Annotated in this window: 8 protein-coding genes and 1 tRNA gene; 6 read left to right on the top strand and 3 right to left on the bottom strand. The window is 65.3% G+C overall.

Annotated features, from left to right (window positions below; all coding sequences use genetic code 11):
- The first annotated feature begins 128 nt into the window (after positions 1–128).
- From gltB to pyk, 3 genes are all read left to right on the top strand, one after another.
- Complete coding sequence (gene gltB, locus ACT3S6_RS04525; RefSeq protein ID WP_444553970.1) at positions 129–4718, top strand: glutamate synthase large subunit; 4590 nt, start codon at positions 129–131, stop codon at positions 4716–4718.
- On the top strand, positions 4711–6168 hold the full coding sequence (locus tag ACT3S6_RS04520) for a glutamate synthase subunit beta (protein WP_444553969.1): 1458 nt from the start codon (positions 4711–4713) through the stop codon (positions 6166–6168). The genes gltB and ACT3S6_RS04520 overlap by 8 nt, the downstream gene beginning before the upstream one ends.
- A gap of 61 nt (positions 6169–6229) precedes the next feature.
- Positions 6230–7771, top strand: coding sequence for a pyruvate kinase (gene pyk / locus ACT3S6_RS04515; protein ID WP_444553968.1), 1542 nt, complete (start codon positions 6230–6232; stop codon positions 7769–7771).
- 80 nt (positions 7772–7851) lie between these two features.
- Here the strand turns inward: pyk and ACT3S6_RS04510 are convergent, their stop codons facing one another.
- Complete coding sequence (locus ACT3S6_RS04510) at positions 7852–8454, bottom strand: ANTAR domain-containing response regulator (protein WP_444553967.1); 603 nt, start codon at positions 8452–8454, stop codon at positions 7852–7854.
- 154 nt (positions 8455–8608) lie between these two features.
- On the opposite strand from ACT3S6_RS04510, the gene ACT3S6_RS04505 reads away from it, so the two are divergent.
- Positions 8609–8689, top strand: a tRNA-Leu gene (locus tag ACT3S6_RS04505).
- 530 nt (positions 8690–9219) lie between these two features.
- On the opposite strand, the gene ACT3S6_RS04500 is transcribed toward ACT3S6_RS04505, so the two are convergent.
- Positions 9220–10155 carry a CoA transferase gene (locus tag ACT3S6_RS04500; protein WP_444553966.1) on the bottom strand — a complete coding sequence of 312 codons (936 nt, stop codon included), beginning with the start codon at positions 10153–10155 and terminating at the stop codon, positions 9220–9222.
- A 94-nt stretch (positions 10156–10249) separates the two neighbouring features.
- Between ACT3S6_RS04500 and ACT3S6_RS04495 the strand changes: the two genes are divergently transcribed.
- Entirely contained in the window at positions 10250–10864 is a 615-nt protein-coding gene (locus tag ACT3S6_RS04495) for a TetR/AcrR family transcriptional regulator (RefSeq protein WP_444553965.1), read from the top strand.
- An 84-nt stretch (positions 10865–10948) separates the two neighbouring features.
- On the top strand, positions 10949–12127 hold the full coding sequence (locus tag ACT3S6_RS04490) for an acyl-CoA dehydrogenase family protein (RefSeq protein ID WP_444553964.1): 1179 nt from the start codon (positions 10949–10951) through the stop codon (positions 12125–12127).
- Positions 12128–12170: 43 nt separating this feature from the next.
- On the opposite strand, the gene ACT3S6_RS04485 is transcribed toward ACT3S6_RS04490, so the two are convergent.
- Positions 12171–12791, bottom strand: coding sequence for an L-threonylcarbamoyladenylate synthase (locus ACT3S6_RS04485; protein ID WP_444553963.1), 621 nt, complete (start codon positions 12789–12791; stop codon positions 12171–12173).
- Positions 12792–12936 lie beyond the last annotated feature (145 nt).

The raw sequence follows: 12936 nt of genomic DNA, 5'->3' as shown, positions 1-12936 counted from the left end.
GATGCCCCTCACCCCCGGTACACCGTCCTTCGAACACCTGTACCTGCGGTAAGGCCTGTCGTGTTGATGGCGGGTCCCGCCGAGTCGGCACGAGAGGAACCCCATGAACCCGACCGGAGACCAGCAAAATGCCCCCCCGAGGCCGGGGCGAGGACGCGTCCTCGCCCTTCACCCGCTTCTCGGTTCTACCCCGGGCCCAGGGCCTGTACCAGCCCGACCAGGAAAAAGACGCCTGCGGCCTGGCGATGGTCGCCAATCTGCACGGAAAACCCACACATCAGATCGTGGACAACGCACTTCGAGCCCTGCGTAACCTCGAACACCGCGGCGCCGTCGGCGCCGACGAGGGATCTGGAGACGGAGCCGGAATTCTCACCCAGCTGCCCGATGAATTCTTCCGGGAAGTCGTCGACTTCGAGCTGCCCGCCCCCGGCCGCTACGCCGCCGGAATGGCCTTCCTCCCCGATGACGACGCCGGCGAAGCCGCGGCCCGGGCCGGGATCGAGGAACTGGCGGTCGGAGAGGACCTGCAGGTCCTGGGCTGGCGCACGGTTCCGACAGTGACGTCCTTGATCGGGGCCCTGGCCCGCTCGTGCATGCCCCGAATGGTCCAGCTCTTCATCGTCGAAGCCGACCCGGGCGAGGCCTGCGATCCGCTGCGGCTGGATGGCCGCACCTTCCGTCTGCGCAAACGTGCGCAAAACAAATATGGAGTCTACTTCCCCTCGCTTTCCTCGCGCACCCTGGTCTACAAGGGGATGCTGACCACCGCACAACTCGAACCGTTCTACCCGGATCTGTCGGACCCGCGCTTTACCAGCGTGCTGGCCATCGTCCATTCGCGGTTCTCCACCAACACGTTCCCGTCCTGGCCGCTAGCCCAGCCGTTCCGCGCCATCGCCCATAATGGCGAGATCAACACGGTGCGCGGGAACCGCAACTGGATGCGGGCCCGCCAGTCCCAGCTCGCCTCGCCCCTGTTGGGGGAGGACCCGGATGACCTGTTCCCGATCTGCACGCCGGGGGCCTCCGATTCGGCCTCTTTCGACGAGGTGGCCGAACTGCTGATGCTCTCGGGTCGGCCCGTCACCCAAGCCATCATGATGATGATTCCTGAAGCGTGGGAAAACCACACCGAGATGGGCGCGGACCTGCGGGCTTTCTACCAGTATCACTCCATGCTCATGGAACCGTGGGACGGACCGGCGGCGGTCGCCTTCACCGATGGAAGTCTGGTCGGCGCCGTGCTGGACCGCAATGGCCTGCGCCCGGCCCGCTACTGGGTCAGCGACGAGGGCTTGGTCGTGTTGGCCTCCGAGGTCGGCGTGCTGGACTTTCCCGAGGATCGGATCGTGCGCAAGGGGCGCGTCGCCCCGGGCAGGATGTTCCTGATCGACACCGAGGCCGGGCGGATCATCGAAGACGAGGAAATCAAGGCGGACGTCGCCGCCGCCCAGCCGTGGCGTGAATGGGTGGGGGAGAACCTGATGTCCCTGGATGAGCTGCCCGACCGCGAACACGTTTCGCATAACCCTGCCTCGGTCCAATTGCGTCAGCGCACCTTCGGCTACACCGAAGAGGAAAAACGCATCCTCCTGGCGCCGATGGCCCGCAACGGCGCCGAACCGCTGGGCGCGATGGGCAGCGATACCCCGATCGCCGTCCTCTCCGAGCGCCCGAGGCTGCTGTTCGACTATTTTGTGCAGTCCTTCGCCCAGGTCACCAACCCGCCGTTGGATTCGATCCGGGAAGAAGTGGTGACCAGCATGACCACCTCGATCGGCCCCGACGGCAACTTGCTGGATCCGGCGCAGGTGGGAACCCGCCACGTGTCCTTGGATTTCCCGGTCATCACCAACGACGAGCTGGCCAAGATCGCCAATATCCGCGATGAAACCGGGGTGAAGTCCTCGTTGAAGGTGCGCGGCCTGTACCGGGTCGGCGGGGGAGCGGGCGAACTGAAAAACCGGTTGCAGGAGATTTGCGAGCAAGTGTCCGCAGGACTCAACCGCGGGGTGAAGTACGTGGTGCTCTCGGACCGGGACTCCAACTCCCAGTGGGCTCCGATCCCCTCCCTGCTGCTGACCTCGGCGGTGCACCACCACCTGCTGCGCAGCGCGAACCGCACCAAGACATCACTGGTGATCGAGGCCGGCGACGTCCGCGAGGTCCATCATGTGGCCGTGCTGATCGGTTTCGGGGCCTCGGCCATCAACCCGTATCTGGCCTTGGAGACCGTGGAGGAGATGTCCGACGCCGGCCATCTGGGCGACGTGACGGTTGCGACCGCCCACCACCACCTGATCAAGGCGCTGGGCAAGGGGGTGCTGAAGATCATGTCCAAGATGGGCATCTCGACGGTGGCCTCTTACTGCGGCGCCCAGACCTTCGATGCGCTCGGGCTCTCCGCCCAGTTCATTGACCAGTACTTCACTGGCACGCATTCCCCGTTGGGCGGTGTCGGCCTGGACGTCATCGCCGCCGAAACGGCGTCCCGGCATGCCTTCGCCTACCCGCCCGACGGCGTCGAGGAACCCCATAAGCGATTGCAGACCGGCGGCGAATACCAATACCGTCGCGGCGGTCCGCCCCACCTGTTCAATCCCGAAACAGTGTTCCGGCTGCAACATTCCACCCGGGAGCGCCGTTACGACATCTTCAAGGCCTATACCCGGGGCATAGACGACCAGTCGCGGGAGCTGATGACCCTGCGCGGCCTGCTGCGGTTCAAAACCGGGGACCGGCGACCTGTCCCGATCGACGACGTGGAACCCGTGTCGGAGATCGTCAAGCGTTTCGCTACCGGGGCGATGAGCTACGGCTCCATCTCACAGGAAGCCCATGAGACGCTGGCGATCGCGATGAACCGGCTCGGCGGCAAATCCAACACCGGTGAGGGGGGCGAAGATATCGACCGGCTGCTGGATCCCGAACGGCGTTCGGCGGTGAAGCAGATCGCTTCGGGTCGTTTCGGGGTAACCAGCCTGTACCTGACGCAGGCGGAGGATATCCAGATCAAGATGGCCCAGGGCGCGAAACCCGGTGAGGGCGGACAGCTGATGAGCCAGAAAGTGTACCCGTGGATTGCCCGGACCCGGCATTCCACTCCGGGGGTGGGCCTGATATCCCCTCCACCACACCACGACATCTACTCCATCGAAGACCTCGCGCAGCTGATTCACGACGCCAAACGGGCCAATCCGCGGGCCAGGATCCACGTCAAACTGGTCTCGGGCATTGGTATTGGCACCGTGGCCGCCGGGGTGACCAAGGCACGCGCCGACGTCGTCCTCATTTCAGGGCACGACGGCGGAACGGGGGCCTCGCCGCTGAACTCCCTGAAACATGCTGGCGCCCCGTGGGAGCTCGGCCTGGCCGAGGCGCAACAGACGCTGCGACTGAACGGGCTGCGTGAGCGCGTGGTGGTGCAGGTGGACGGTCAGCTCAAAACAGGTCGGGACGTCGTCATCGCCGCCCTGCTGGGGGCCGAGGAGTTCGGCTTCGCGACGGCCCCCCTCGTGGTCTCGGGTTGTGTGATGATGCGGGTCTGCCATCTGGATACCTGCCCCGTGGGGGTGGCGACCCAGAACCCGTTGCTGCGGTCGCGTTTCACCGGAAAACCCGAATTCGTGGTGAACTTCTTCGAATTTTTGGCCCAGGAGGTCCGCGAACTGCTGGCCGAACTCGGATTGCGCAGCCTGGAGGAGGCCATCGGGCAGGCCGGATTGCTGGACACCAGCGAGGCGGTTCGGCATTGGAAGACCGAGGGCCTGGACCTGCGTCCCGTGCTGGATGATGCGGTCGGCGGGGACTCGCCGGTGCGCAACCTCATCGGCCAGGACCACCAGCTCGAGCGACATTTCGACAACCAGCTCATCGAACTGAGCGCGGAGGCGTTCGAGACCCGGGAGCCGGTGCGCATTGCGCTGGACGTGGCGAACACCGATCGTTCGGTGGGCACCCTGCTTGGCCACGAGGTGACCCGGCGGTTCGGCATCGAAGAACTGGCCACCGACACCATCGACGTGACCCTGACGGGGCCTGCCGGACAGTCGCTGGGCGCCTTCCTCCCGGCGGGCATCACCCTGCGGCTGTTGGGTGACGCCAACGACTATGTCGGCAAGGGACTTTCCGGCGGACGGATCATTCTCCGTCCCGGTCGCGGCAGCACCCTGGTGGCCGAACGGAATGTCATTGCCGGAAATGTCGTGGGCTACGGGGCCACCAGTGGTGAGATGTTCCTGCGCGGGCTGGTCGGCGAACGCTTCCTGGTCCGCAACTCCGGTGCCACGGCGGTGGCCGAAGGCATCGGGGACCACGGCTGCGAATACATGACCGGTGGCACCGCCCTGGTCCTGGGCCGGACCGGAAGGAATTTCGGGGCTGGCATGTCGGGCGGCATCGCCTATCTCCTCGATGCCGACCGCGGAGCCTTCAACCGGCAGGCGATCGAGACGGGGGACTTGGTGTTGCGTCCGCTGGAAACCGCGGAACGCGATCTCGTGAAGGCGTTATTGACCCGTCATGCCGAGGAAACCGGCTCCACGCTCGCCGCAGGGCTGCTCTTCGACTTCCCGGCCACCGCGGCACGTATCACCGCCGTCGTTCCCCGGAACTACGCGGCGGTCATGGCCACCCTGCGCCAGGCCGAACGTGAAGGACTCGACCCCGACGGAGTCACTGTCTGGACCCGAATTTTGGAGGCTAATCATGGCTGATCCCCGCGGATTCCTGACCGTCACCGAACGGGTTCCCGCGCCGAGCCGCCCCGTGCGGGTGCGCATCATGGATTATCGGGAGGTCCACGAACGCCAGGAGGAGGGTGTGCTGCGTGAACAAGCCTCGCGCTGCATGGATTGCGGTATTCCGTTTTGCCATCAGGGTTGCCCGCTGGGCAACCTGATCCCGGAATGGAATGACTTGACCTGGCAGGGACGTCGTGCCGAAGCAAGCGAGCGGCTTCATGAGACGAACAACTTCCCGGAGTTCACCGGGCGGCTCTGCCCGGCACCGTGCGAGAGTTCCTGCGTTTTGGGTATCAACCAACCGGCGGTGACCATCAAAGAGATCGAGGTATCGATCGCCGAGCAGGCCTTCGAGGATGGGTCCATCGTCCCGGTCATGGCCGAACGCCATACCGACCAGACGATTGCCGTGGTCGGCTCCGGGCCCACCGGTCTGGCTGTGGCGCAACAGTTGACCCGTGCCGGGCATACGGTGGCGGTCTATGAACGTGACGACGACATCGGTGGTTTGCTGCGGTACGGGATCCCGGACTTCAAGATGGAAAAACGGGTGCTGGAACGACGCGTTGAACAGATGCGGGCCGAGGGCACCCGCTTTCGGTGCAATATCGAGGTGGGACGTGACATTACGTGGGACGAATTACGTCGACGATACGACGCCGTCGTGGTCGCCACTGGGGCCACCGTACCGCGAGATCTGCCCCTGCCTGGTCGGGAATTGGACGGGGTCGAATTCGCGATGGACTACTTGGTTCCCTCCAACCGTTGGGTGGCCGGGAACCCTGAGCCACGGCCGATGAGCGCCGAAGGGCTGCGCGTGGTAATCCTCGGGGGTGGGGATACTGGATCCGACTGTATCGGCACCACGCATCGCCAGGGGGCCGTCTCGGTCACCTCGTTGGCCATCGGCCGTCAGCCTCCGCGGGAACGCTCGCCCCACCAGCCCTGGCCGATGAGTCCGACTCTTTTCGAAGTGGCTTCGTCACATGAGGAAGGCGGTGACCGGACCTATCTGGCATCTACGGTAGAGTTCGTAGGAGAGGACGGTCGTGTGACCGGCGTCATGGTTTCGGAAACGGAATACGTCGACGGCGCCCGACGGCCAAAGGCCGGAACACAACATGTGATTCCCGCCGACCTCGTGATTCTGGCCTTGGGCTTCACCGGGCCGGAACCCGCCGGTCTGAATGAGCAGGCCGGGATCGATTTTGATGACCGGGGCAATGTCGCCCGAGACGGTTACTACATGACCAACACGCCAGGCGTGTTTGCTGCCGGTGACGCCGGACGCGGACAGTCGCTGATCGTGTGGGCCATTGCGGAAGGGCGCTCTTGTGCCGCCGCAGTGGACAAGTACCTGATGGGTGAGACGCGGTTGCCCGCCCCCGTGGCACCGAGCGATCGACCCATCGACATGATGTGAGGGTCGCGGATTCGTCCGCTTCCCCGTTTTCGGACGACTTTAAGGCGGATAGGCTTTCGGTATGAGACGCGCAAAGATTGTGGCCACTTTCGGGCCGGCCATAGGAACCTTCGAGAAGACGCTCCAGGCGCTCCAGGCCGGTGTGGACGTGGCCCGGCTGAACATGAGCCACGGCGAGTATTCAACCCACGCCGAGAACCTGGCCAACGTCCGTCAGGCGTCGGAGAAGCTCGGGCGCCCGGTCGGCGTGTTCGCCGATCTCCAGGGCCCGAAGATCCGGCTCGGACGGTTTTCCGACGGCCCGCACCTGTTGGAGGTCGGTGACCGGTTCACCGTCACCATCGACGACATCGAGGGCACCAAGGACATCTGCTCCACGACGTTCAAGGGCCTGCCCCAGGACGTTGAGGTGGGAGATCGCCTGCTCATCAACGACGGCAAGGTCGGCCTGCGTGCGGTCGAAGTCGATGACCGCAAGGTCGTCACAGAGGTCATCGTCGGTGGAGAGGTGTCAAACAACAAGGGCATCAACCTCCCCGGCGTCGCGGTCAACGTCCCGGCACTGAGCGAGAAGGACGAAGACGACCTGCGCTGGGCCCTGCGCGCCGGGGTGGACATGATCGCCCTGTCCTTTGTCCGCAACGCCTCGGACATCGAACGGGTCCACGAGATCATGGACGAGGAAGGCCGCCGACTTCCGGTGATCGCCAAGATCGAAAAGCCGCAGGCCGTTGATCACCTCGAGGAGATCATCGACGCCTTCGACTCGATCATGGTGGCCCGTGGCGACCTCGGGGTGGAACTGCCGCTGGAACAGGTTCCGCTGGTCCAGAAACGTGCCGTGGAACTGGCGCGGCGCTGGGCCAAGCCGGTCATCGTCGCGACCCAGGTGCTCGAATCGATGATCGAGTCACCCACGCCGACCCGCGCCGAGGCGTCGGACTGCGCCAACGCCGTTCTCGACGGTGCCGACGCGGTCATGCTCTCGGGGGAGACCTCGGTGGGCCAGTACCCGATCGAGACCATCGAGACGATGGCACGGATCATCTCCGCGACCGAGGACCACGGATTGGAGCGCATCCCCGCGCTCGGCACGCTGCCGCGCACCCGCGGCGGAGCCATCACCCGCGCCGCCGTGGAGATCGCCGACCAGCTGGACGCCAAGTTCATCGTCGCCTTCACCCAGTCCGGTGATTCGGCACGTCGCCTGTCGCGGCTGCGCCCCTCGGAGCCGGTGCTCGGCTTCACTCCGTTGAAGCACACCTACAACATCCTGACGTTGGTCTGGGGCGTGCAGCCCCGCCTCGTCGACTACGCCGACCACACCGATAAGATGACGGCCCAGGTCGACCAATCGCTGCAGGCCGAGGGGCTGGCCGAGGTCAACGACATGGTCGTGATCGCCGCCGGTTCACCTCCCGGGCAGGCCGGTTCCACGAATTCGCTGCGGATCCACCGGGTCGGGGACATCGCCGACGCCGGCCAGCTGCTGGAAGGCAGCAAGAACCAGGCACCTTTCCGGGAGAAGGTCGGCCCCTGGCGGACCAAGGCCCAGGCGGCCGAAGACCAGCCGGCCAACCCGCCGAGGCCCGACGGCGACTAGGCCCAAAGGGCAACAGACAACTGAAGTCCGACGGTGGTGCCAGGCAACTTGCACCTTTTCAGGAAGAAGCTGCCGGTCGGCTACTTCACCTGGGCGATGATGGTCTCGGCGACCTCGCGCATGCTCAGTCGCCGGTCCATCGACGTCTTCTGGATCCACCGGAAGGCCTCGGGTTCGGTCAACCCCATTTTGGTAGTCAAGACGGATTTGGCGCGCTCGACCAGCTTGCGGGTGGCGAACTGCTCCTGCAGGTCATCGACCTCGCGTTCGAGGGCGATGACCTCCTCGTGGCGGGACAGGGCGATTTCAATGGCCGGGATCAAGTCGTTCGGGCTGAACGGCTTCACGACGTAGGCCATGGCACCGGCTTCGCGGGCCCGCTCGACGAGTTCCTTCTGGCTGAAGGCGGTGAGCAGGACGACGGGGGCGATCCGCTCCTTGACGATGATCTCCGCGGCAGAGATCCCGTCCATCACGGGCATCTTCACGTCCATCAGGACAAGATCGGGGCGGTGCTCACGGACCAGGTCCACCGCCTTCTCACCGTTATCTGCTTCGGCGACGACCTCGAACCCCTCACCCGTGAGGATCTCGACGATATCCAGCCGGATGAGGGTCTCGTCCTCGGCGACAACTACCCGGCGGGCCGGCGAGGGAGTTGCCTCGGCTGTGTCTTCTGTCATGGTGATTCTCCTGGCTGCCCCGGGAAATCGGGGCGGTGGGTTCTCGGATTCAGTAACAAGCCTATCGGCATGTAGAGTTGTTTAGCGCACCGCGTGACTGTGATGTTCTGCCCGTTTGATTCGGGCGGTTTGACAAGTCCGCGGGGCGAGTTGGGCCCGAGTGGCGGAATGGCAGACGCGTCGCACTCAAAATGCGATATCGAGAGATGTGTGGGTTCGAGTCCCACCTCGGGCACCGATCGGCCCCGACCCCCGGATGACCGGGGATCGGGGTCTTTTTCGTGGGCGGAGCCCCTGGCCTTTCCGGGTCTCCGGGGCGCTGGAAGTGGCGATCTTCAGACACCGCTGCGTGACCTTGTCTGCCGGTCGGTGCAGCAGCACAGGGCCGGCGACGCACGCGGCATGCACGAACCCAGCGAGGTGCTGGAAGGCCGGCAGGTTCTGGGCGGATGCCTCGCGGTCATGGGAGTGGGCAGCGGTCCCGCGTCTCACTGACCGCATACGGCCGGCGCGGTATCGGTGATGGACAAGTGCCCCGGGGGGAGCTGCTGCATGAGTTGGACCAAGACTTTGCCGCCCTTCTGCTCGTGTGGGCGCGCCACCATGATCACCCGATCGCCATGGCTGGTGGTGGTGTTTGAACATCGCGGAACCGTCGAGACGTCTTTCTCCGCCCCCGGCGTTTGGGCTGGGTGCTGACGCCCTGCAGTTCTGAACCGGACGGCGGGTACCTCGGCGAGCCAGGGGAGCGTCAGTCGTCCAGGATCATGGTCTTGTTCCTGGAGTCCTGTGGCGGGGCATGCTGGCCGACGCTGGTCGGAGGGGGCCTGGAGGCTCCCGGGGGGCGGCAGCGGCGGAAACCGGCTCCGTAGTCGGGAGCGCCCCGGGGGATGCGACGGCGACGAGGGGGAGGTCCTGCTCTTGGCCCCACGCCGTCCAATAGGCTGTGGGGCGGGTGGCAAAGGAACGAGTCAGTTCTTCGCGGGTGCCACCGACGAGGCGGGTGAGTCGTTCGGCGAAGTGTGGTTCGATCGCCGCGACGGCAACGAATCCGTCGGCTGTTGCGTACACTCCATACGCAGGTATCGCACCGCCGAGGACGGCACCGGGAGAGGTGAGTCCGTGCCGGGTGCCGGCGGCTGCGGCGTGCGCCGCCTCTTCGAGGACCACCTTCTCGTGGACGCCCTGAAGGCCCTGGTCGCGCTGACGCAACGCCGAAAGGGTGGCGACCACTGCGCGTTCGGAACCCAGGATGTCGGCGACCGGTACCAGCGGCAGGGCCGGGGGAAGCAGTGTTCCATGCTCGGCCTGGTAGGTGAGGTCGTGACCTGGCTGCTCGGCCCGGGCGCCGTCGTGCCCGACGATTTCCACCAGGGCGATGCCGCGGGTCTTCAGTATCTCGCCGAGATCAAGCCGGGCGAGGGCCGAGGGGCGCATCGACGTCAGCAGGACGTCGGCATCGGTGAGAAGTTCTTCGAACTCCGACCTGCTGGCCGGGTCCTTCAAGTCCAGGGGGACGACGTCCTGCCCCGTGACGAGTTCCTCATACCAGTGGGGGGCGACGCTCCGGAGCGGGTCGCCCTGCGGTGGTTCGACCTTGATGACGGTTGCTCCGAGCTCGGTCAGCCGGGATGCGGCCAACGGCCCCGGGAGGTTGATGGCAACCGAGACCACGACAATGCCTGACAGCGGGTGGGACATGAACTCTCCTAATGACTGTGACCTGAATTACTCTTTGTACAGTTGTGCAGCATGCAGTTCGATCGTTCAATGGTTTGTGGTCTAGCATAGCCCTGTGGATAGAACGAAGGCATCAAACCCGGCAGGCCTGTCGACGGCATGGTCCTCCAACGACCTGACCTCCAAGGCCCGGATCCGCAATGCGGCGCTCACCCTGTTTGCGCAGCAGGGGGAGGACGGCACTTCCATGCGGGCGATCGCCACGGCAGCCGGGGTGACCGTTGGGCTGGTCACCCATCACTATGGGACCAAGGACGGGTTGCGGGAGGCCGTGGACACCCTCGTCGTCGAGCTCTTCGCCGATACCCTCGCAGCCTTGCCGAACGAGGGGGGCCCTCGCCGGGTCCTCGGCTTGCGGGACGAGGCCGTGGCCGGGATGCTGCACGCCAATCCGACGATCGTCGACTATCTGCGGCGGTCCCTCCTGCACGGACCGGGACGCCCCGGCGACATCCTGAGCCGGCTGGCCGCGTTGACGGCCGAGCAGACCCGCGTCCTGCGGGACGCCGGAGTGGTGTCGACTGATCGCAGTGTCACCGAGCAGACGGTCACCACGATCGTCCGCCAGCTCGGGCGGCAGCTGCTGCAACCACTGGCCAATCGCATCGTCGACGAGTTCGGCGAACCCGGCGAAAACGCCCCGGAACTCTATGTGGGCGTCAAATCCTGATCGGCAGGCACCGTCCCCCCGGTGGGACCCCGGACTCCGTGCCCGGCACCGTATGATCGCCCTGTAAACGTTCAAAGGAGAATGATGTCAGCACGGATTACGCCCGCCACCGCTTCCGATGTCCTGGACCTCGATGGTCTGTTGAGCGCCCCCGAGCTCGAACTGCGCTCCACGGTCCGCGCCTTCGTGGACTCACGGATCCGACCGAACATCGCCACCTGGTACGAGGAGGCCCGTTTCCCCGTGGAACTGGCCCGTGAACTCGGCAGCCTGGGCTTGCTGGGCATGCACTTGGAGGGGTATGGCTGTCCGGGCCGCAGTGCCGTCGAATACGGGATCGCGGCGATGGAACTGGAGGCCGGTGATTCGGGTCTGCGGACCTTCGTCTCGGTCCAGGGGTCCTTGGCCATGTCGGCGATCCACCGGTTCGGTACCGAGGAGCAGAAGAACAAGTATCTGCCGTCGATGGCCGCCGGAGAGGTCATCGGCTGTTTCGGACTCACCGAGCCCACCGCCGGATCGGACCCGTCGGCGATGGCCACCACCGCGGTGCACGACGGCGATGGATGGGTCCTCAACGGCGCCAAACGGTGGATCGGGTTGGCTACCATCGCCCAGATCGCCGTGATCTGGGCCATGACCGACGAGGGGGTCCGCGGTTTCCTGGTGCCCACCGACGTCGCAGGCTTCACGGCCACCGTGATCGAACCGAAGCTGTCGATGCGCGCCTCCATCCAATGCGATCTGACCTTCGAGGACGTGCGGTTGCCGGATTCGGCGTTGCTCCCCGGTGCGAAGGGGCTGCGCGGCCCGTTCTCCTGCCTGAACGAGGCCCGCTACGGGATCATCTGGGGCGCGATGGGAGCTGCCAGGGATTCCTACGAATCCGCCCTGGAGTATTCCAAGGAGCGGATGCAGTTCGATCAGCCGCTGGCCGGGTACCAGATCACCCAGGTCAAGCTGGTGGATATGCTTCTGGAGATCCAGAAGGGCACGCTGCTGGCCATCCATACCGGACGGCTCAAGGATGCAGGAACCCTGGAGCCGGTGCAGATCTCGGTCGGAAAGCTGAACAACTGCCGGGAGGCGATCTGGATCTGTCGGGAGGCGCGGACGGTCCTGGGCGGTAACGGGATCACCTTGGACCATGCGCCGATGCGCCATGCGAACAACCTCGAATCGGTGCGCACCTACGAGGGGACCGACGAGGTCCACACCTTGATCCTGGGCAACCACATCACCGGCATCCCGGCCTTCAGATGAGGACCGGCGGTGGGGCCCCGCGACTGGTTCGGGGCCCGACCAGCTATTCGAAGGGCGAGGGGTCTCCCATGCCGACCCGGACGATCTCGGGCACCCCGCTGGAGAAATCCACCACGGTCGTCGGTTCTGTGCCGCATTCACCGGAGTCGATGACGGCGTCGACCTGGTGGTCCAGGCGTTCCTTGATCTCCCAGCCCTGGGTGAGGGGTTTCTCCTCGTCGGGCAACAGCAACGTGGTGGACAGCAGGGGCTCGCCCAGCTCCGCCAGCAGGGCCTGAACCACCCGGTGGTCCGGTATGCGGACCCCGACGGTTTTCTTCTTCGGGTGCAGCAGGCGCTTGGGGACCTCGGAGGTGGCCTTGAGGATGAAGGTGTAGCTCCCCGGCGTGGCCGCCTTCAGACTTCGGAAGACCGCGTTGCCCATCTCCACGAAACGTCCCATCTGGGCGAAGTTGCTACACATCAGGGTGAAGTGGTGTTTGTCATCAAGCTGTCGGATGGTGCGGATCCGATCCAAGGCCTTCCGGTTGCCCAATTGGGCGCCGAACGCGTAGCAGGAATCGGTGGGGTAGGCGATCAGCGCACCGTCCTGCAGCAGGTCAACGACCTGTCCGAGGGCACGGGGTTGCGGATCCTGAGGGTGGACGTCGAAGAATCTAGCCATGACAGGAGACTACGACCCGCAGGCGGAACTTGCACGCGACGCCCCGCCGTACGGACCGCGGAGTTGACTGGCGCCCCGCCGGCCCTAAGATGAATGTGCGCCGCGGGTGACGAATGTGTGACCATGGTATGACTTCCGGGTCGAA

Source organism: Arthrobacter sp. AOP36-C1-22, assembly GCF_052377515.1.
Taxonomy (GTDB): domain Bacteria; phylum Actinomycetota; class Actinomycetes; order Actinomycetales; family Micrococcaceae; genus Arthrobacter_H.
This window is presented reverse-complemented; position numbering and strand designations above follow the sequence as displayed.

Excerpts from the sequence above, each read along its gene's own strand:
- gltB (WP_444553970.1), top strand. The coding sequence starts at position 129 with ATGCCCCCCCGAGGCCGGGGCGAGGACGCGTCCTCGCCCTTCACCCGC.
- ACT3S6_RS04520 (WP_444553969.1), top strand. The coding sequence starts at position 4,711 with ATGGCTGATCCCCGCGGATTCCTGACCGTCACCGAACGGGTTCCCGCG.
- pyk (WP_444553968.1), top strand. The coding sequence starts at position 6,230 with ATGAGACGCGCAAAGATTGTGGCCACTTTCGGGCCGGCCATAGGAACC.
- ACT3S6_RS04510 (WP_444553967.1), bottom strand. The coding sequence starts at position 8,454 with ATGACAGAAGACACAGCCGAGGCAACTCCCTCGCCGGCCCGCCGGGTA.
- ACT3S6_RS04500 (WP_444553966.1), bottom strand. The coding sequence starts at position 10,155 with ATGTCCCACCCGCTGTCAGGCATTGTCGTGGTCTCGGTTGCCATCAAC.
- ACT3S6_RS04490 (WP_444553964.1), top strand. The coding sequence starts at position 10,949 with ATGTCAGCACGGATTACGCCCGCCACCGCTTCCGATGTCCTGGACCTC.
- ACT3S6_RS04485 (WP_444553963.1), bottom strand. The coding sequence starts at position 12,791 with ATGGCTAGATTCTTCGACGTCCACCCTCAGGATCCGCAACCCCGTGCC.